At 36.7% G+C, this 20,146-nt stretch carries 17 protein-coding genes; 6 read left to right on the top strand and 11 right to left on the bottom strand.

What is annotated here, in order from left to right; all coding sequences use genetic code 11:
• The first annotated feature begins 10 nt into the window (after positions 1-10).
• The 5 genes from EPA86_RS11750 (at position 11) to EPA86_RS11765 (ending at position 3,717) form a co-directional block, all read left to right on the top strand.
• Positions 11-607 carry a peptidylprolyl isomerase gene (locus tag EPA86_RS11750; RefSeq protein WP_140603842.1) on the top strand — a complete coding sequence of 199 codons (597 nt, stop codon included), beginning with the start codon at positions 11-13 and terminating at the stop codon, positions 605-607.
• A gap of 308 nt (positions 608-915) precedes the next feature.
• Positions 916-1,245 carry a hypothetical protein gene (locus EPA86_RS11755; protein ID WP_140603844.1) on the top strand — a complete coding sequence of 110 codons (330 nt, stop codon included), beginning with the start codon at positions 916-918 and terminating at the stop codon, positions 1,243-1,245.
• 80 nt (positions 1,246-1,325) lie between these two features.
• Positions 1,326-2,582 (top strand): AmpG family muropeptide MFS transporter, encoded by a 1,257-nt coding sequence (locus tag EPA86_RS11760; protein ID WP_140603846.1) that lies wholly within the window; start codon positions 1,326-1,328, stop codon positions 2,580-2,582.
• Positions 2,579-2,752, top strand: a complete 174-nt coding sequence (locus tag EPA86_RS18225; protein WP_170309642.1) for a hypothetical protein — start codon at positions 2,579-2,581, stop codon at positions 2,750-2,752. Before EPA86_RS11760 ends, EPA86_RS18225 begins: the two co-directional genes overlap by 4 nt.
• A gap of 125 nt (positions 2,753-2,877) precedes the next feature.
• The gene (locus EPA86_RS11765) at positions 2,878-3,717 is read left to right on the top strand and encodes an HDOD domain-containing protein (protein ID WP_140603848.1); all 840 of its coding nucleotides are present in this window, start codon (positions 2,878-2,880) and stop codon (positions 3,715-3,717) included.
• Positions 3,718-3,724: 7 nt separating this feature from the next.
• On the opposite strand, the gene EPA86_RS11770 is transcribed toward EPA86_RS11765, so the two are convergent.
• The 5 genes from EPA86_RS11770 to EPA86_RS11790 form a co-directional block, all read right to left on the bottom strand.
• Positions 3,725-4,111 carry a YacL family protein gene (locus tag EPA86_RS11770; RefSeq protein WP_140603850.1) on the bottom strand — a complete coding sequence of 129 codons (387 nt, stop codon included), beginning with the start codon at positions 4,109-4,111 and terminating at the stop codon, positions 3,725-3,727.
• A 135-nt stretch (positions 4,112-4,246) separates the two neighbouring features.
• Positions 4,247-4,912 (bottom strand): fumarylacetoacetate hydrolase family protein, encoded by a 666-nt coding sequence (locus EPA86_RS11775; protein WP_140603851.1) that lies wholly within the window; start codon positions 4,910-4,912, stop codon positions 4,247-4,249.
• A 42-nt stretch (positions 4,913-4,954) separates the two neighbouring features.
• Positions 4,955-6,286 carry a hypothetical protein gene (locus EPA86_RS11780; RefSeq protein ID WP_140603853.1) on the bottom strand — a complete coding sequence of 444 codons (1,332 nt, stop codon included), beginning with the start codon at positions 6,284-6,286 and terminating at the stop codon, positions 4,955-4,957.
• Positions 6,283-6,570 (bottom strand): DUF2249 domain-containing protein, encoded by a 288-nt coding sequence (locus EPA86_RS11785; RefSeq protein ID WP_140603855.1) that lies wholly within the window; start codon positions 6,568-6,570, stop codon positions 6,283-6,285. Before EPA86_RS11785 ends, EPA86_RS11780 begins: the two co-directional genes overlap by 4 nt.
• A 52-nt stretch (positions 6,571-6,622) precedes the next feature.
• Complete coding sequence (locus tag EPA86_RS11790; protein WP_140603857.1) at positions 6,623-7,054, bottom strand: hemerythrin domain-containing protein; 432 nt, start codon at positions 7,052-7,054, stop codon at positions 6,623-6,625.
• Positions 7,055-7,299: 245 nt separating this feature from the next.
• On the opposite strand from EPA86_RS11790, the gene EPA86_RS11795 reads away from it, so the two are divergent.
• A complete protein-coding gene (locus EPA86_RS11795) occupies positions 7,300-9,294 on the top strand; it encodes a bifunctional diguanylate cyclase/phosphodiesterase (protein WP_140603859.1) in 1,995 nt (664 codons plus the stop codon).
• Positions 9,295-9,349: 55 nt separating this feature from the next.
• Here EPA86_RS11795 and EPA86_RS11800 read toward each other — a convergent pair whose 3' ends face one another.
• The 6 genes from EPA86_RS11800 to EPA86_RS11825 all read right to left on the bottom strand — a co-directional run.
• The gene (locus EPA86_RS11800) at positions 9,350-10,030 is read right to left on the bottom strand and encodes a transglutaminase-like cysteine peptidase (protein WP_140603861.1); all 681 of its coding nucleotides are present in this window, start codon (positions 10,028-10,030) and stop codon (positions 9,350-9,352) included.
• Positions 10,031-10,059: 29 nt separating this feature from the next.
• Positions 10,060-10,668, bottom strand: coding sequence for an OmpA family protein (locus EPA86_RS11805; RefSeq protein ID WP_140603863.1), 609 nt, complete (start codon positions 10,666-10,668; stop codon positions 10,060-10,062).
• The gene (locus EPA86_RS11810) at positions 10,668-11,993 is read right to left on the bottom strand and encodes a TolC family outer membrane protein (protein WP_140603865.1); all 1,326 of its coding nucleotides are present in this window, start codon (positions 11,991-11,993) and stop codon (positions 10,668-10,670) included. The genes EPA86_RS11805 and EPA86_RS11810 overlap by 1 nt, the downstream gene beginning before the upstream one ends.
• A 26-nt stretch (positions 11,994-12,019) precedes the next feature.
• On the bottom strand, positions 12,020-13,411 hold the full coding sequence (locus EPA86_RS11815; protein ID WP_246058378.1) for an HlyD family type I secretion periplasmic adaptor subunit: 1,392 nt from the start codon (positions 13,409-13,411) through the stop codon (positions 12,020-12,022).
• Complete coding sequence (locus tag EPA86_RS11820) at positions 13,411-15,603, bottom strand: type I secretion system permease/ATPase (RefSeq protein ID WP_140603869.1); 2,193 nt, start codon at positions 15,601-15,603, stop codon at positions 13,411-13,413. Before EPA86_RS11820 ends, EPA86_RS11815 begins: the two co-directional genes overlap by 1 nt.
• 61 nt (positions 15,604-15,664) lie before the next feature.
• Positions 15,665-20,146: type I secretion C-terminal target domain-containing protein (locus EPA86_RS11825; RefSeq protein ID WP_140603871.1), on the bottom strand; the 4,482-nt coding region annotated here is incomplete at its 5' end.

Here is a 20,146-nt window from a genome sequence, read left to right on the forward strand (position 1 = left end):
GTAAAGGTATATGAAGCGTTACGTAACTTATATTATTTTAATCAATATGTATTTGATGAGCGTGATGAGTTTTGCTCAAAACAAAGCAATTGATCCCACAAATATCTACCCAAAAGTTAAATTAGAAACGTCTATGGGAATAATTATTATTGAGTTAGACCGTGTAAAGGCGCCTATAACGGTCGATAATTTCCTAACTTACGTTGTTACGGGTGAGTATAACAACACGATATTTCATCGTGTTGTTGAAGACTTTGTTGTTCAAGGTGGAGGTTATGACGCCAACTTTACCGAAAAGAAACTAAACCCAGATATTGTAAACGAATCAGGTAATGGTTTAAAAAATGAAGTGGGTACTATAGCCATGGCAAAAGAAAATCGTCCTCATACAGCAAACAGGCAATTTTTCTTCAATGTAGCAGATAATACCAATTTAGATCCTGGTAGAAGTTGGGGTTACGCTGTTTTTGGCGCGATTGTTGAAGGTGAAGAAGTGCTAGAAGCCATGGCCAAAGTCAAAACAGACTATAATGAAAGCATGGCTTGGGAAGATGTTCCCGTTAACCCTGTTTTACTCATCAAAGCCACTTTACTTCCCGCAGAATAAATTCAAAGGTTAGCTTTTCACAACACTGATTAATTATCAGCATAAAAGTTAACCTGCACTAAAAGATATAGTATTTTCGATTTGCCCTGAGCGAAATAACTCAACGTTATTTTATTGCCTAAGCATTTGAGTAATATAAATAACAAGCTAAAAGGTGCACGCTCTCTTACACTTTTATAACAAAATTACTCGGTATTTTTTTGACAAAGTACGAAAGATCTTCGATAACTTAAGTAATGAATTTGAATACACAATTAGGAATAAAGGAATACATGATATAAGGAAGCAGGGAGCCTCCTAGGGGACTTATGATAATTGAGCAGTTTATCAATAATAAAATTACGCAAATGCACGCCTATGTGAATGCCGTTATCGATGACAAACTTCATTACACTGAATTAGATCAATTTATATTAGATACTATGTCTGAGTGGACTCTGTTAAAAGTTGTTGATGAAACGCCACATTCAGCTCAAGAGAGAGTATTTTGGCATTTAATGCACGAAATCAGTCTGCATGGCGCACAAGCATTAACACAAGATTTATTCTTTAAAAGTGAAATGAACACCTGTTTAGACTTTTTCAAAGGTACAGGTAGCTACCCAATTGATTGTATTGGATGGCGACCTATTGCTTAAAAAAACTTTCAATCCTTTTGCTCATTTGTTCTCTCTGATAAGCTTGATAATATTAACATTTTATTGAGCATTCCACTTTAATGTCATCTAGCACTTTCAAGCAAGCTATTCTAAATAAGCGCATGTTGATCTGTATCTTTACCGGGTTCAGTTCAGGATTACCTCTTTTCGTACTTTACCAACTAGTCCCTGGCTGGCTGCGCTCTGAAGGGGTCAGCTTAACAGAAATAGGTTTGTTCTCTTTAATTGGCATTCCTTATGTATGGAAATTCCTCTGGTCTCCCTTAATGGACAGGTACTCATTAGGTAGCATGGGTAGGCGAAGAAGTTGGATGTTAGTAACACAACTTTTCTTACTAGTTAGTATTGCAGCCTTTGGCTACATTAACCCTGTAATGGATATCTGGTCTGTAGCATACCTTGCTGCAGGTGTTGCTTTCTTTAGTGCGAGTCAAGATATTGTACTTGATGCCTATCGACGTGAATTACTTCCTGAAAATGAGTTGGGGTTAGGTAACTCAATCCATGTACAAGCTTACCGTTTATCTGGCTTGGTTCCCGGTTCCCTCGCTTTTATTTTAGCCGATCATATTAGCTGGCAATCGGTATTTATGATTGTTGCTGCATTTATGATCTTAGGGATATTACTGACTCTGTTCATTAAAGAATTAGATACAGAGCATAACGCACCAAAATCCTTGCACGAGGCTGTTGTTCTACCCTTTAGAGATTTCATTCAAAGTAATGGCGCTAAAACCGCACTCTATACTTTAGCTTTCCTGGTTCTCTATAAACTTGGCGACAACATGGCCACCGCATTGCAGACTCCCTTTTTCATCGATATGGGGTTTAGTAAAACTGAAATAGGTGTTATTGCTAAAACCTCTTCTATGATTGCTATGACCATAGGTATTATCGTGGGTGGTGTAGTCATGATTAAACTCAGTATTAATCGTGCTTTATGGTTATTTGGTTTTGTACAAATTGCGAGTATTTTAGGCTTTGCTGCCTTAGCTGAAATTGGCCACAATAACTATGCTTTAGCAATAGCCATAGGTTTTGAATACCTCGGTGTTGGCTTAGGTACAGCAGCATTTACGGCATTTATTGCCCGAGCGACCAACCCTGCTTTTGCTGCGACTCAAATTGCTTTATTTACGGCAATAGCCGTATTACCAAGAACTTTTGCTAATGCAACGACAGGTATTATTGTTGAACAAATTGGTTGGACTCAGTTTTACTTTCTGTGTACTGCACTCGCTATCCCAGGCATGCTAATGCTATTTAAGGTGGCCCCTTGGAACGAACCCGAAACAACTACAGGTAAAAATGTATGATCAGACTTTTCTTCTTAATACCTATTATCATGTGTGCTATTTGGTGGTGGTACCTAACTAATCGAGGTTATAGTTTAAAACAAGGTTTAAAAGGCTTTATTTATATATTGTTATTTAATGCCATTATCATTGGATTCTTTGTCATGATGATATTTGTTACCAGTACTTAATGAGAAATAAGCAATATAACAGGCATGAAAAGTAAGCAAACATTGATAAATTAGCTTACTATTTACTTATACTAAACTCGTAGAGCATGACTATTAACGCAGCTTTTTTCAAATAAAGAGATACTATGCTAATTGTGGATCAACAAGTTTTAGATGACATCAGCAAAGGTTTTTCCGTACCTGCTCAACCTAAACTTCTGCTTAAATTATTAAAACTAATGGCCGAGCATGAGCCTGATATAAAAAAAATAGCCAATACCATAAGCCAAGATGTCGCAGTAAGTGCCGCCATTTTAAAAGCAATTAACTCTCCTTTGTATGGCTTAAGCAGAACAGTTACCGATATTCAAATGTCAGTAAACTATATCGGTCTATACGGTATTATTATGTTGGTAACAGGGAGTTTAATTAAAAAAAGCTTTGACCCCAAAGATTGTAGTATTGAACTCGAAGCGTTCTGGCAAATGTCGACTGATATATCAACGATTACAGTACTACTGGGAAGGCAATTTAAACCAAACCTCGCAACAGATAAACTTTTTAGCCTAGGCTTATTTCATGGTTGTGGTGTCCCTGTTATGGCAATGAAATATAAGGACTATCAAGCAACAATAGACAGTGCATTTCAAACGCCTGAAATATCATTAACAGAAATAGAAGAGAAAAAATATCAAGCTAACCATGCCGTTATAGGTTATTACGTTGCCAGTTCATGGCGCTTACCTAAAGATATTTGCCAAATTATTTTACAACATCATGATAGAAGCTTTTTAGAAAGGTTAGATAACTCAGAGCAACAAGATTATTACGCCATTCTTAAACTTGCTGAACAAATCGTTCATTTAAAATATTACGACTTACCATCTGTAGATTGGCAATACGTTAGCGAAGATGTGTTATATACCTTAGGCATAAAAGAAGAAGAGTTACCTAAGGTGATTGAAGACTTAAAATCAAAAATGTAGGTTAGGGTTAAAATCGAAAGTTATTAGTAAATTTCGCCCAAGAAAGAAGTAATTGCCTAAAGTCATCAATACCACAACCTGCTATTTCATATTGATCAACATTAATATGCTCTGAAGTTAACATATCTGGTAAGGGATCCACGCCATTAAAGCTAGCATTGGTTTGAATTGATATATCATCTTGATTAATCGCGATAGAGTACTCATGACCTGTTATCAAGACTTCTGACTTATTGCCTTTTTCAACTTCATCAATAGCAGTTAATAACTGTGCGAGTTTATCTGAACTGTGCCCTACTTCAGTCTCAATCCATGGACCTATTACTTGGTGTTCTAAAGAAAATTGGGCTCTTGCTTCACCAGTTACAGCATCATGTATAAATTCATATTCCATAACTTACCCGATATTATATTTTTACTTTCGTATAACCTAAGTGTAGCAAAGCTGCCACAAAAAAAGCGCAATTGTTAACGCATAAACAAAATATTTATCTGCGTAAAATGTGTGAGATTAGATCGCGTTAAACTGTTAATTCACAATCCACTTTTCTTTAACAATTAATTGCTTTTCAAGATTGCTAGTATCATTAAGAAAAACTTGCCCAACAAACTCAGCACCCGGTTGTATAACACCAACCCCTTTTGGGGTGCCTGTCATAACAATATCCCCATCCTCAAGAGTCATAAAACGTTGAAGCTCCTGCAATATGACATCAGGCTTATACATCATTAAATCAACACCACCTTGCTGAATGACTTCACCATTGATATTCAGTAATAAATTCAATTGTTGAAACTCTGTCTCACTAAGGTGTTCAATATTTATAAAGGAACTAAAAACTGCTGAGCCATCAAATGCCTTTGCACGCTCCCAAGGTAAGCCTTTCGATTTAAGTTTTGCTTGCACTTCTCGCTTCGTTAAATCTAGACCAATAGCCACGGCAGTAAAGCGTCCGTTTTCGTACAAAAAACATAATTCCGCTTCATAATGCAAAACATCATTTAAATGAACGGCTTCTAGCTGGGTCGAAATTGAAGAGTTTGGTTTTAAAAACACCACCATTTCATCTGGTATTTCATTCGCTAGCTCATGAATATGCTCAACATAATTTCGGCCTATACACACTATTTTAGAAGGTTGAAGTGATTTATTTTCTATTGAACCTGATGAGGCATTGATTTGAATAGATTTCATTTGTGAGTGCACTCCTAAATTATAGGAGGCTATCCTAGCTAGTTAACTTTGACTAGACAAGGTAATTTTTCTATTCACTTGGCTGTACAGTAGTGCAGTTTTTAATAATAAAAAGAACAACCATGAAAATTCTAACATAAGCGAAACGGCAAAAAGGCGAAAAAACTGATTATCAATAATAACCACTAGTAATAAAATACTTGTGACCGCATGCAAAACAAACAGTATTAATGCTTGTTTTTTAGTAAAAAAATCATGCATATTTGGAATAAGCTGCATAGCAGAAAAATCCATTAAACACCGCTGTTGTAAATGAGTATAACTAAGGAAAGGTAAGATTTTTATTAGCATTCCTTGGATTACAGAAACCAAATACCCATAGACAATTGTCGCTGCTAAAATTAACTCTTTCTGTTGTAATATCCTTTGAACTATAGAATTACTTTGGCTGTCATTAACCAACCAAGCTTCTGGTAAAAAGTATAATATGTTACTCAGCAAAAGTGCAATGGCTGCAAATTGCCAATAACGAATGGTTGTATCAGTGATACGTCGTTTGCGCTGCGACAACACCCACAATAGACACATAGCAAATATAGCATGTGCTCTAAATAAGAAAGGTATTGACCAACTTGGAGAAAATAGGTAAATAATCAGCAGTAAGGTTACAAACCATGTTAGAGATTTTCGTATCAACACGGGAAAATTAGGCGCGACATGAAACATAGGGATAACTTGGAAGCTAACAGCAATAATTAATAAACTTCCCCAACCAGCTATTCCCCAAACAGCATGGATATTAGTAAAATGCTTATCTGCTGATAATACTTGCCCCAAACCTATACTGGCTAAGTCAAGGTTTCTACTAATTAACACTAAACCAAGTACTATGACAACGATTAAACAAGCCATTGCTAATCGAAAGCCAACAATTGAATCACCTTGACTTAATTTTTTAATTAATACATCTATCAAGGCATAAATATAGATGAAGAAACTAACACTTAAGAATACTATTGCTAATGAAAACCACCACTCGTGAGTAAAATTAAAAGCGAATAGCAAACAAAGTGTCCCAATACAATGAAGTAAATAGCTGGTACTGGCGACAAATCGTGGGTGCTTAAGACCAATACCGCCTATCACAGGTAATAATTGTAATGATGCTCCCATCATAACCATCGTAATAAAGCCAAGGGTAAAGGCATGAGTAAGCGTTAACATACCTGGTGTCCATCGACTCAACCATAATGAATCACCATAAAAAATAACATAGACACTACAGGCAATAATAAATAATGGTGCCGTTAGGAAAAAGCGAAAAGGAAGATCTATAGGAGGTAAGGCATTAAAAGACAAACCCGACATATTCATGAGGTAGCGCTCGGATACTGAGTTAACAGAAATTTTGTCACGTCAGATTGTAATTCTGCGCGATAAATATATAAGAATATTTGCTCGTGCTCTTTATTTTTCTCAGTTAGCTGACAATGATAACACCATGAAGCGGCTAATAACTTTTCATAAAGAGGAAAAGGCTGACGACTGTGCTTAACCTCCAAGCACTGCTTAGAGCTCAGTGCTGATAGTGCTAACAATATTTCTTTCATTGGCTCAGGGGGGGGCAATTGACTAACATCTATTGATACTATTTCCATTGGCTCCCCTTTGCTATGAAATACCGTTTATCTGATGGTATAAGATTAATATCTAGCTAGCTTCAAACGATGAAATAAGCTGTTCTCCATTAGTTAGATGTTGCGCCATCATCGGATAAAGCATCATTTCTTCTTTCATATTATGCTGTTGCATCATTACCATCAAGGTTTCAGACAAGCCTAAATATTCGTCTTTAAGCTTCTTTTCTAGAGCATTGTTCATATCCTGTACTAAGGCACGCATTTGTTGGTGCTCCATGCGCATTACTTGTGTAGGCCCTGCAGTCATACCTGTTGCTTGCTCAAATTGTGGGAATAAGGTTTCCTCTTCTTGGCTTAAATGCTGAGCAAATTCATCAGAAAACAATTGCCACTTTGTTTCTGCTTCAGACCAATTGTCTTTTGCTACAGCGCTTTCCGCCTCGGTAAAATAGTCATCACATTCTCTGTGTTTTGATGTCATATAGTCAGGGATAGAAGTCATTGCGTTTCCTAATAAGTGCTTTTGCTAACGTTAGCCAATTCAAAGAAAATACATTTTATGGAAGGAAGTGCCACCATGTATTGACCTATGATAATAAAGCGTGTGAAGAGCAAGGTTACCTCCATATTTTTATATTTCAAAATAGCCAACACAAAGTATTTACCTGCAAATATATACACATATAGCTCAACAGCAGGTAGAATAAAACTTTGCAGCTGTACTATTAATAAACAAGGTTTCATCTTATGCCCCGTAGTCGAGCAAAAGGGTTTAGCTTAAAGACACAAATTTATGGCTTAGTCATATTTTTAGGTATTGTTTCATTTTTTGGCACCTTATTGGTGAGTGTTGATCACACCAAAGAGTATTTAAATGAACAAATGAGTAGCCATGCTCAAGATACCGCAACGAGCTTAGGTCTTTCTATTGCCCCTTATTTGGCAAGTGAAGATATCATCATTGTTGAAACCATGGTCTCAGCTATATTTGACTCAGGTTATTATGCTGAAATGGTGTTAACTGACACCGATACCCAACAAGTTATATTAAGCCGAGAAGCACCAAAAACTGTTGATACCGTACCCAATTGGTTTATTGATATGTTTAAGCTTTCTCCACCTACAAGAGAAAGTAAAATTAATACTGGTTGGCGTATAGCAGCTTCACTCTCTGTGACTAGCCATGCTGGCGCCTCATATTATCAACTTTGGCAATATGCTCTCAAAGCTTCCGCTGCATTTTCAATCATATTAGTGATCAGTTTAGTCTTGGCGTACTTTATATTAAATGCTGTACTTAAACCGCTTGCACGTGTTGAGCAACAAGCCATAGCGGTAAGCAAAAAGCAGTTTAATATCAATAAAAAACAATCTATTACGCGTGAACTTAATGTGGTGGTTAATGCCCTCAACATCATGGTTGATAATGTCCAAAAGAACTTCAACTCACTCACTAATCAAGCAGAAAAACACACCCAAGAAGCCTATATAGATAAACTTACAGGTTTAGGCAATCGAAGAGCTTTTGATAGCCAATTTACTCATCATTTAAGTGAGATCGATGACGATAGTATCGGTACAGTCATTTTATTAGAACTTGCATCTTTGCGTGATATCAACCAAAGCCAAGGCTATCAAGCCGGTGATGCCTATGTATTGCAAGTAGTAAAAATAGTAAAAGAAGCATTCGAGCAGTTTTCAGAGTTTACCTTTTACCGTATCAATGGTGGTAGCTTTATCGTATCGATACCTCTACCATTATCTCTTTGTCAAGATGAGCTGCAAAAGGTAATTACAAGGTTTGAACAGTTAAATACTGAAGAATATCCGAATGGATTCGCTAAGCTAGTTTCTACCTCATATAAAAAGTCAGATTTATTAAAATCATTACTGATCAGTTTAGATTCATTGCTTACCGAACAAACATCCACGTTAAGAAAGCCAGAGTACACCTTAGATAAAACTTCGGGGTTATCATTAGGCTTGCAAGAATGGAGCACCTTGATAAATGAGCTTATTGAATCAGGCCGTATTGAGTTCTTAGTGCAACCGGTTCAAAAATGTGAGCTTAAAGAGCAAGAAGACGAGCATTCAGCATACCTAGAAAAACCTTTCTATAACGAACTGCTGGCAAAGTTTTATTACCAACAGGATATTATTCCAAATAACCAACTTTTTGCTATGGCAGAAAGACTTAATCTCACCGAACAGCTCGATATAAAACTAATTACCGCTGCTGCAAAATTAGTCAAACCTGATATGTCAGCGCCTATTGCAATAAACCTGAGTCAACAGTCACTGTTAAGTGAAAATTTTTGTCAGTGGTTAACACGTTTTATCAGCGAAAATAATCAGTGTAGAAACCAAGTTTATTTTGAAGTTAATGAAGTGGCTTTACTAAAAGACATCAATCTTGCTAGCAAGCATATTCATCAATTTAAAGCATTAGATATTGGCATTAGTATTGAGAGATTTGGCACTAGCCTAACATCGTTTAAATACATCAATGGCTTAGATTTAGATTTTATTAAGATAGATGGAAGTTATATTAGAGATATTGACCTTAACAAAGACAATGCTCACTTTGTTCAAGCTGTAAATCAAATCTGTCATGGTCTTGGCATTAACGTAATTGCATGTCATATTGAGAACGAAAACGTACTAAATGTCGTTAAGTCACTAGCTTGTGATGGTTGCCAAGGTGACTATATTCAAGCACCTAAAGCGCTTTATGTAAGCTAATTAAAGGGCAAATTTAATATGCTTTAGATGTAATAAAACCTTACTAAAAAATAAACTATGGAATATAAAGTGGCTTACCTAGCTCAGTATTATTAAATCTTTCCCGTAACTTATTCCAGCTTTTTAAGCGGCTTGATTTTCCGGCCAATTTACCTTGGCCTTTCGCTTTACTTAACCATAAATTTTCACCGTTAAAACTATACACAGGAATGAGATCTTTTCGTTGATCCGCGGGTAAAATTTTACCGTTAATATTATCTAGTATTAGCGGGACAGCATTTGGGGTGGGATAATAAGCTAATACCATGTGGTATTGATTAAGTGTGAGCGCTTTAACGTAGGTAATACGCATTTTTTCTTCGCTAATTCCCATAGAGAGTAAACTAAAGTATTTGGCGATACTAAAGTCTTCGCAGTCACCTGCATTAGCGCCGATAAACTCAAGCGGGGTTGCCCAATAGTCTTTTTTACCCCACAAAGGCACATCATCCACAAAGTTGAGTAAATTAAAAAAACGGTTTACACGCTTTAATTTATCAAGTTCAGTACTAAGTGTTTGATCGTTTAATACAGCTTGCCAAGCTCGTAACCTTTTTCCTGAGTTTTCACCATATTGATTAATTAGTTTGATTTCTAAGGCGTCCCAATCAAGCAGTTTTTGTTGATTGACAGCAAGTAATGGCCACAATACGCAGATCAACAGCAATATGATAAAATTACTCGTATCTTTGGCCATATACTCTAATTTACCTGAAAGTAAATAAACTAATCATTCTCCGTACTATAAATGTTCCAGCGTAATAAATCTTCTTGTTTATTAATTTGAATATGCGCAACTACACGACGGTTAAGGCTATGGTTCATTTCACTATCACCTGAGGCAACGAGTTTACTTTCACCAAAAGCAACAGCGGTTAATTTACTTTCCTCCACAGCAAACTTTTCAATTAACGCTTTTTTTACGCTATTAGCTCGCCTTTGTGAAAGCACTAAATTATATTCAGCACTGCCTACAGCACTTGCATGTCCTTCTAACTCAACCAAAAGTTCAGATGAACTTTGCTTAATAGCATGAGCAAACTTCTTAAGCTCAGATAAATAATTTGCTTTAATCACAGAAGAGTTATTATCAAATAATAATTTTAAATTTACTGACACAACTGATGTTTTAACTTCTCCACAGCCTTCATTATTAATTTCAGCTCCTTTAATCGTTGTTGGACATAAATCTCGCGCGTTAATAACACCATCATGATCATCATCCGCAAGTGAAACAGTAGTCGATGACTCATAAGTCACATCGGGTGAACCTGCACATGCGGCCAATAATGCAACGAGGGATATCGATAATAAATGCTTGTTACTTTTAAACATTATCCTTTACTCCATTGCTTTGGCTTCTCTACTCTTAATGCATCAAGTAATTTACCCATTGCCGCTAAAATACGGTATTGCGCGAACAACTGAGAATGCTCCACTGATGTATATGTTTTACGCGCCTCAAACAACTCATTACTAGTATCGAGTAAATCTAATAAACTTCGCTTACCTAAAAAGAACTGCTCTTCATAGATTTTTTGTGCGGCCTTTGCTGAATCAACATGTAACTGTAACAGGGGAAATTGTTTCTCGAGGTACTGCTCTGCTCGCCAAGATAATTTTGTTGTTTGTATTACTTGCCTCATCGATTGCGCATAAATATCCTTACTTTGCTCTTTCAAATATGCGGCTTTCAATTTCTTGGCATTATCAGAACCACCTGAATATAGGTTATATCGCATTCTTAACATGGCAGTTATATCTTCATTATAACCACGAGTTCCATCAACATTATTATTATGTGATGCGCCTAACTCTAAGGTAAATTTCGGATAATAATTACTATTGCTTAACTCTAATTGCTCTCCTGCAGCTTGAACATCACTGTACGCCGAAAGCAAAATCGGGTGTTCACGCCTTGCAACTGTTAATGCATCATCTAAAGATTTAGGTAATAGGATTTCATCGGAGACTGGCCAAACTAAATCTTGTGGTTCTTTATTTACTACTTCCATAAAACGACTTTCTGCATCAAGCACATTATGTTCTGAAGAAATGACATTAACTTTGGCTCTTGCTAATCGGCCTTCAATTTGTGATAAATCAGCACTTGAGCCTAACCCCTGCTCTACTCGTTCTTTTATCTGCTCATAAACTCGCTGATGCTTATCAAAGTTTCTTTCAGATAGTTGTAGAATTTTTTTCGTTTCGAGTACCGCTAAGTATACTTCAGCAACTTTTAATGCTCGCTCTTGCGCTAAACCAAATAACGCATATTGAGAAGCTGTGGCTTCAAATTGAGTGCGCTGCACGTTATCCATAACCGCAAAACCATCAAATAATTTTTGTCGAATTGATACGGAAAGCTCTCCTCTTCTAAGCTCTCTTTTATCATCTCCCACAATACGAGTTGTTGGACTGTTTGTTAGTTCATAGCCATAACCTGCTTGCAAATCTACAGAAGGTAAATAACCACTCTTAGCTTCTCTAACATCTTGCAAGTTAGCTCTATATAAATGAAATGCTTCTGCAATTTGAGGTTCGGTAATCAAAGTCATTTCTACAGCTTGCTCAAGTGATTGAGCAGCAAGTGATTGACTAAAGATAGAGCCAACCAATAGTACTGTACTCAGGATATTCCTATTATTTCTCATTTCCATTTCTTTCTCTTATTACAAATATTTAATTATCTTTCTCTTAAAGCACTATTATGCGCTCTAAGAATTGGCTTAAGTAAGTATGCCAAAACTGTTTTTTTACCTGTCATCACATCAACTGAAGCGGTCATTCCAGGAATGATAGGCAAGGCTTTATTTTCATCTTGTTTACTACTTAAGTGATTTTCTTTCGTACGCACTTTAATTAAGTAATAACTATCGCCTTCTTCATCCTCAATTGAGTCAGCACTAATATGCTCAAGTGTGCCTTCTAATCCACCATAAATCGCAAAATCATAGGCACTAAAGCGCACAACAGCTTTTAATCCTGGTCTTAAAAAGGCAATATCTTTGGGTAACACTTTAGCTTCAATGAGTAACTGGTCCTCATTAGGCACTATTTCAAGTAAGTCCATGCCAGGCTGAATAACACCACCTTGGGTGTTGATATTAATGGTTTTAATTGTTCCTGATACCGGAGAGAGTACAGAGGTTCTTGATACTTTATCTTTTAAATTTACTTGTTTTTCGACCAATTGAGCTAACTGAGCTTGCACTTTGGTTAAGGTCTCTTGGGTATCTTTTTGATATTGGCTGACAACTTCCTGTCGTTTACTTATGACTTCACGCAAAGAAGTTTTACTTTGTGGTAATGCCAGTCTTGCCTCTTCAACTTCTTGTTGAAGCTGATTTATCTGACGCTTTAGTTTTAAGAATTCAACAGGTGAAATAACACCTTTATCAGCAAGGGGTTCTGTTAGCCTGAGCTCTTCCAAACCCAATTCATAACTTGTGCTGACATGTTTTAAACGAGACTTAATTGATTCAATCTCTTGCTCTTTTTGCTCAATTTGATGATTTAATACTTTAACTTGCTTAGATAAATTACTGACATTTGCTTTGAAGCTAGCCACAGCCGTTCGGTAAATTTTGGGGTACTTTTCTTGCTCTTCTTTCGTTATATCTAGAGCTTGTTCAATAATCTGAAATTGTTGCTTCCAATTAATTCCAGCAATATCCGTTGACCATTGCACACTAGCCAATTCTGCGCTTAACCTTGCAGACATCGCCTTAAGCAACATAAACTCTTGTTGTTTCTCTCTAAAATCAGCTAAGAAGCGAGTATCATCTAAACGCATGAGTTCTTGATTTTTAGTTACCTGTTGGCCTTCTTTGACAAAAACTTTATCTAAAATGCCCCCTTCTAAGTTTTGAACAATTTGCACATGTGATGATGGAATGACTTTGCCATCACCTACAGTCACTTCATCAAGTGAAGCAAAACCTGCCCACAGCAAAAAACAAAAACAAAAACCACAAATAATATATAACACCAAGCGCGATTTATAAGGTGCTGCAAGTAGCAAGGCAGCATTAATATCATCAATATAATTTAAATCGACATTAGAAGACTTACTCACTATAAACTCGCCTTAATTTGACCACTTTTTAACGCGGCTAATACTTTATCTGTTGGTCCATCAGCAACCAATCGTCCTCGTTCCATGACTAATACTCGATCAACTAAAGCAAGCATACTCGCCTTATGCGTGACTAATAAAAAAGTTTTGTCTTTTGTTATGACGCTAAGCTGCTTTTTAATTTGAGCTTCAGAGTAGTTATCCATATTACTGGTGGGTTCATCTAAAACAAGCATAGGTGGATTGAACAATAGTGCTCTAGCCAGTGCTACAGCTTGGCGTTGACCACCTGATAAGTTTTGCCCTCGCTCACCAACTTGTTTATCTAAACCTTCAGGGCTACCATCAGTAAACTGGCTCACACCTGCTAACTTTGCAGCACGCATTATGTGTTCGTCATCAACGTGAGGAACGCCTAGGGTTATGTTATCTCTAATCGTGCCATAAAATAGATTAATATCCTGAGCTAAACAGCCAATTTTTTGTCTTAAGTCAGCTGGGCTGATTTGCTTAATATCAATGCCATCGACACGAATGGCGCCTTCATTAGGTTGATAGAAATTCATCAATAGTTTTTCAATTGATGTTTTACCCGCACCTATACGACCTATGATGGCAACCCTCTCTCCAGCTTTTATTGAAAAGCTAACATTGGCAACAGCAGCCACTTCACTTCCAGGGTAAGCAAAAGTAACATTATCGAAGGTAATATCACCTTTAAAGTGATCTCGATGTAAATAACGCTCCATGTTTTCAGCAGGTAATTTCATAATCTCATCAAGTGTGATTAGTGCAGATTTAGCTTGGTTATAACGAGTGATCAATAAAGCAACCTGAGAAAAGGGCGCAAGAGCTCTGCCACTTAACATTACAGCCGCAATAAGCGCGCCCATACTGATATTACCTTCACTGATTTGGTAAACACCCAAAATAACAATAAATACCGTAGATAACTGACTTAACAAACCATTGAAGGTACCCACAGTGGTCGCATATTTTTTAACTTTAATATTCCAGCTAGCAATATTGCCAACTAACTGCTCCCACTTGGACTGAAATTGACTCTCAGCACCTGTTTGCTTAATTGTCTCAATTCCTTGTAATGACTCAACTAAGTGGGCATTTTTTTGAACCGAATAGCGGCTACCTTGTTCCACTTCAAATTTTATTTTGTTTTTCATCCAAAACGAAAAGCACATCATAATAATGACAAGGAAGAAAGGTACCCAAGCAAGTGGACCGGCAACAATAGCAATAATAACCATAAACAATAGTGAGAATGGCACGTCCAGAATAGCAGCAATAGTTGCAGAGGTTATAAACTCTCTAATAGATTCAAATTCTTGAACTTGCTTGGCAAAAGCACCTACCGAAGCTGGTTTATGTGACATGTTAAGATTTAATACCTTCTCAAATATTCTTGATGAAAGTAATAAATCAGATTTTTTTGCGGCAATCTCTAGTAAGTGAGCCCTAACTTCCTTTAAGACAAAATCAAACAATAACAATATAATCATACCAACTGCCAACACCCATAGTGTATCTATGGCATTATTTGGTACAACCCTATCATAAACATTCATCACAAAAAGCGGTGAAGCAACGGCAAACAAGTTAATAAATAATGCAGCTAAAAGCACATCTTTATAAATTGGAATAGAACGACGTAAGGTTTCCCAAAACCAATGTTCATTATTGGTTTTTAGGGTTTGCTTTGACCTCTCATCAAACCGATAACGTTTTCGTATATAAAAGCAGTAACCAGAGTATTCTTGTTCTAGGGTTTCTCTGTCAATAATTTCATGACTCGAAGGCAATTCAGGCCAGACAATCTCAAGTTTATCATTTTCATACTCAGACTCTGCATTTCCTTTCTCTTTTGATTTAGAGCATGAAATTAACACGCATGCTCGCCCATCCTTGAGTAAGAGAACACATGGCAACATCAGCTTTGGCAATTCAGATAATACTTTTCTCTCAAGCTTACTTTCCATTCCGCCACGTAAAGCGGCCCTAGGCATGAGCTCAGGTGTCAATTTACCATCCACGAGTGGTAAGCCACTACTCATCGCATCAGCTGAGAATGGTTTCCCATAATACTTAGATAAAAAGACTAAACAGCCCAAAAGGGGATCTTTATGCCTTGTCTGAAGCTCAATACCTTGAGCCAAATCATTTTGATTAGTCGTCATTAATTATTCTTATATTAAACAAGTGGTGTACCCCATTATCGAGTTAATAGGGTACTTAGCATTAACCCGCTGTTAATTTTGCCTCATCAAGTAGCTTTTGAATAACGGCAGCATCATCATGCGAGCCTTCTAATAAATCGATACCACTTAGCTTAATCGTAAGATCTGTTGAACCATCTTTATCCTTATCAATACTAATTACTGTATCAGTTCCATCAAATGAGAATTGAAGATACTCTGCTAAATTATCAGCCGTTGCACTTTCTCCTTCCAGTAAATCAGATAAGTCTAGGGTATCACCATTTTCAAAATCAACTATGGTATCAATGCTGTTATCAGCTGAATCACTACCAAAATAGAAGGTATCAGAGCCGGAGCTTCCTCTTAACTTATCATTACCAGCCCCACCAATTAATACATCATCACCAGAACCACCCATAAGTAAATCATCACCTAAACCACCATTTAGCGTGTCATGACCACTAAGTCCTATTAATACGTCGTCGCCACCATACCCCATAAAGGTATCAGCACCTTCACTACCGTATAACACGTCAGTATCATCACTATTTTCTGAATGCGATGGGAAACCCACATTAATTGAAAACTCTGCTGAAGCAACATCACCATCACCATCAATTAAGTTTACATAGAATGATTCAATATAATCTTGGCTACCATTAGAGTTACCCTTAGCTAAATAAGAATAAGTGTTATCATTAAAATTAACACTTAGCTCACCACCTTTGGCAGTAATTATAGTGAGTAAACCATTGGTTGCATCTGATGCATAGTAAGTTTTTCCATCGATAACAATTGACGTTAAACTCGCGCCATCACTATCAGCACCGATAATATTATTACCTGTTTCAATATCAATTAATAAACTACCAGTTTTCTCGATATTTACTGTATTAAGTAAGTGATTTGCCATATCACTTGCTGAGTACACTAAGGTTGTATTGGTGTCTTCACCATCTGCATGTGCTGCAATATCAAGATATTGAGTAGGCACATTGCCCATACCAATAGCGTAAGATTCATTAATATTGTTATTAGCTAAAAACAACTCCCAATCATCTTCAAATGCTAAGGCATCGGCTTTATTTTGATCGTTATAAGGTTCGCCATCTGAAATAAAGTATGAGTATGTTTGACCAGAATTATTTGGTGGAACGAAATTATTCATGGCAGTTTGTAGGCCAAGAACATAATCGGTACCACCATTAGCAGTGGTGTTTTCAATATTATCTAACCACGCTTTTGCATCTGCTAAATTCAACCAACCATTAGTAGCAGCATTAGTATAGCTACTGCTAGAGCTACTAAAACTTACTAATTGAACATTGACTGAACCAAGATCGTCATAAGCTTCTATCAACTGCTTAATAGCTGCGATAGCAATGTCCATTCGGCTTTGCGTTGTTGTATCACCAGATGCAATACTGTTACCGTTCATATCCCGTGCCATACTACCCGAAGCATCAAGCACAATAATTACATTGGTTATTTGTTCACCAAAAATAATGTTTTGGCTGCCGCCTGATAAGCTTGGACTATCATCATGAATAGCGATATTGAAACTAGCATTAATAGTACCTAGATTATTAGTTGCTCTTACTGTGATTGTGTCATTAATAATATCACCAGAATTGTGCTTCAACGCTGAAGAAAGTTGATAAGTATAACTGAGTTCACCTGTACTGGTATTAAAGTCAGTTATCGAGATTACCCCCTTCCCGGTATTAACAGAAATTGCATTTGAAGCAAGATCAGTAAGTGATATCGATTGCCCAGCTATTTCAAGACCAGTAATATCTCCACCTTGAATAAAGAAGCTACCACTGGTAAATTCAGTGCCTGAATTAGTATTACCGTCAACTAAACCGTGTTCGTATACCTCTCCATCATCTAGAGAAGATAAAATTGGCGCATCATTTGAGCCAGTAACTAAAATAGTTACTGAAGCACTATCAGTTTGATTATTACCCGAGCTGGATTGATCACTAATTGTGTATGCAAAGTTAACTTCGGTTGATTCACCATCGTTAAGAAGTTGTAATGCTTGTGATGGCACAAATACGATTTTCCCACCGACTAAACTGGCTAAGCCAACAACAACGCCGTTCTGTTTTATCTCAACACTATCACCTTCACTCACATTTTGACCGGCAATTTGTGTAATATAAATAGCATCCCCATCTAAGTCATAATCATTATTCAACACATCAACTGTGATTGCGGCATCTTCAGCTGTTGTATATTCGGCGCTAATTTCTCCAGTGACAAAAGATACATTATCAAAGAAACCTTCAGCCCAGCCATCTGAATTATTATCATACATATGCATTTCTATGGTCGCTGATACAGCATTAGCAGGAATATCTCCTGTTAACTCAAACCACTGCATAAAATTCAATTGAGTTTTTGGATCTGTAGTAAATTCACCAACAATATTGCCATTAACATCCTTGAATACGACTTTTAATTCTGCAGTATCTGTAAGTCTAGAACCAAGATCAGCTGATAATTTAAAACGAACTTCATTATTCAGACTTATAGTTTGGCTCGCTACCACATGATCACCTTGAGCAAGGAAATACTCACCATTTGCAGTATTAGGGTTTTCATTTATAAATGAGCCATATTCTTCAGAAAGTAGTGTTCCATTGGAAACAGACCATGCACTTAAGCTGCCAGAATCAGCATCACCATTGTTAACTAAATTATTTCCCCACACAGTTTCAGACGGGCCGCCATCATCAACAGCTATTGGTGCATTGTCATTTGTTAAATCGACAACCAAATTACCATCTGATTTATCACCATCAGCATCAACAAGTGAGTAACCGAAGTTTAACCCTTCAATATCATCAATATAATTATTTGCCTCAACTCCAGAAATACCTATCCTAAAACCAGTATTACCTGATTGCTGAATAGATAAATCAGTAAAGTACAATACTGACTGTTCTAAACCATTTGCATCTATATACGTGGTTGGAATACTGAAATTACTGTCGCCAGAACCATTGAAAGTTCCGCTGTAAGTTACCGTATTACCATGTTCATCTATTGCAGCCGTAACTGTCCAAATAACAGTATAAGTTTCTGAAGGGCCACCTTGGCCATCAACTATAAAACTTAACCCTCTTATTTCACCTGAAGAATCACTTCCTGGCTGAGTAAATGACATATAAAGAGTTTCATTAGCTTCAATCCATTGATCGCCCACTGCAAGGTAGCCATTCTTAGAATTGACCGTTTGCGTCACTATCTGACCATTTTTATCTGGTCCTGTTCCTGATAATGTATTTACTAGATAACTATCAAAACCAAGGATTAACTGATTTATATTACCACCACCAATCTCAGTACCACTGCCTGTACTTGAATCTATAACACCTAATTTACCTAAGGTATTTAGCATCTCAATTTTATAACTTGGGTGTCCATTGTCATCTAGATCGCTAGTATCAATAGTTATCGTAAAAACAGCTTGGCCATTAGCCATTGCTGTTAATGTTCCATTACCATTATCAATATAAGTAACAGGATAACCATCGAAAACAAGATTAGTTGGTAAAGTACCCATATCCCACTCAACAGAAGTGAGATCATTGGAAACTACATCATCAAGAATACCTGACTGCTCATTACCAGCAACATTAGAAAGTGAAATAGCATCATCTGAATTCGTTTCAGGGTTATCATCCGTAATGACGATATCAAAACTAGTTTTTGAATATTCCTTACCATTATCATCTTGAATTACAGCGGTAAAACTTGCTGTTAGTTGTTCTGCACTTTCTCCTAAATGATCTATTGGAGCAAATTGTGTGAAAGTATAACTAGAATTGTCTTCACTAATCTTAATTGTAAAAACAACATCACCATTAGCTTGTGCCGTTAACGTTTTAGATGCAGCATCCCATTGGTAAGTAACATCAGCTTTATTTGAGGTTAAACCCAATTGTCCTTGCAACTCAATATGTAAGTTATCCTCTAATAAACCACTAATACTACCGATGTGTGTGATATTATTAGCTAAATCAAGGTCTGAATTAACACGCACATCACTATCACTTGAAACTGCATTACTTATGTTTAATGTATCGTTTAAATTTATTTCATTTAAAGTCACATTTATTTCTGTCGTAACCGTACCATCATTTGCCCCTATAACCAGATGATGAATATTATCAAATATTTCATAATCATTAGCAGCAGCTTGCGCTCCATATAAAGTTAAACTGATGTTCCCGCTCGAATCAATTTCGAACCAATTATTATCATTACCACTAATAATACTATAAGTAATATTATCGCCATCTACATCTACTGCTTCAACAGTACCAATGATATGGTCTGCAGATGAGTGTTCATTGTAATTAAAGGTATAGCTACTCGCATCGCTACCATCAGGATGTTTAAATACTGGCGCATCATTTTCTGGGTTCACCGTCACCGTGACCGTCGCCGTATTGCCTTCTGCATTGGTATAGGTGAAGGTATCCGTGCCATTGAAATCATCGTTTGGCGT

Origin of the sequence: Litorilituus lipolyticus, assembly GCF_006439335.1 — a bacterium.
GTDB lineage: Bacteria > Pseudomonadota > Gammaproteobacteria > Enterobacterales > Alteromonadaceae > Colwellia > Colwellia lipolytica.

Excerpts from the sequence above, each read along its gene's own strand:
- EPA86_RS11810 (WP_140603865.1), bottom strand. The coding sequence starts at position 11,993 with ATGGAAATGAGAAATAATAGGAATATCCTGAGTACAGTACTATTGGTT.
- EPA86_RS11820 (WP_140603869.1), bottom strand. The coding sequence starts at position 15,603 with ATGACGACTAATCAAAATGATTTGGCTCAAGGTATTGAGCTTCAGACA.
- EPA86_RS11770 (WP_140603850.1), bottom strand. The coding sequence starts at position 4,111 with ATGGAATATGAATTTATACATGATGCTGTAACTGGTGAAGCAAGAGCC.
- EPA86_RS11790 (WP_140603857.1), bottom strand. The coding sequence starts at position 7,054 with ATGACTTCTATCCCTGACTATATGACATCAAAACACAGAGAATGTGAT.
- EPA86_RS11775 (WP_140603851.1), bottom strand. The coding sequence starts at position 4,912 with ATGAAATCTATTCAAATCAATGCCTCATCAGGTTCAATAGAAAATAAA.
- EPA86_RS11805 (WP_140603863.1), bottom strand. The coding sequence starts at position 10,668 with ATGTTTAAAAGTAACAAGCATTTATTATCGATATCCCTCGTTGCATTA.
- EPA86_RS11785 (WP_140603855.1), bottom strand. The coding sequence starts at position 6,570 with ATGGAAATAGTATCAATAGATGTTAGTCAATTGCCCCCCCCTGAGCCA.
- EPA86_RS11765 (WP_140603848.1), top strand. The coding sequence starts at position 2,878 with ATGCTAATTGTGGATCAACAAGTTTTAGATGACATCAGCAAAGGTTTT.
- EPA86_RS11800 (WP_140603861.1), bottom strand. The coding sequence starts at position 10,030 with ATGGCCAAAGATACGAGTAATTTTATCATATTGCTGTTGATCTGCGTA.
- EPA86_RS11750 (WP_140603842.1), top strand. The coding sequence starts at position 11 with ATGAAGCGTTACGTAACTTATATTATTTTAATCAATATGTATTTGATG.
- EPA86_RS11795 (WP_140603859.1), top strand. The coding sequence starts at position 7,300 with ATGCCCCGTAGTCGAGCAAAAGGGTTTAGCTTAAAGACACAAATTTAT.
- EPA86_RS18225 (WP_170309642.1), top strand. The coding sequence starts at position 2,579 with ATGATCAGACTTTTCTTCTTAATACCTATTATCATGTGTGCTATTTGG.
- EPA86_RS11760 (WP_140603846.1), top strand. The coding sequence starts at position 1,326 with ATGTCATCTAGCACTTTCAAGCAAGCTATTCTAAATAAGCGCATGTTG.
- EPA86_RS11780 (WP_140603853.1), bottom strand. The coding sequence starts at position 6,286 with ATGAATATGTCGGGTTTGTCTTTTAATGCCTTACCTCCTATAGATCTT.
- EPA86_RS11755 (WP_140603844.1), top strand. The coding sequence starts at position 916 with ATGATAATTGAGCAGTTTATCAATAATAAAATTACGCAAATGCACGCC.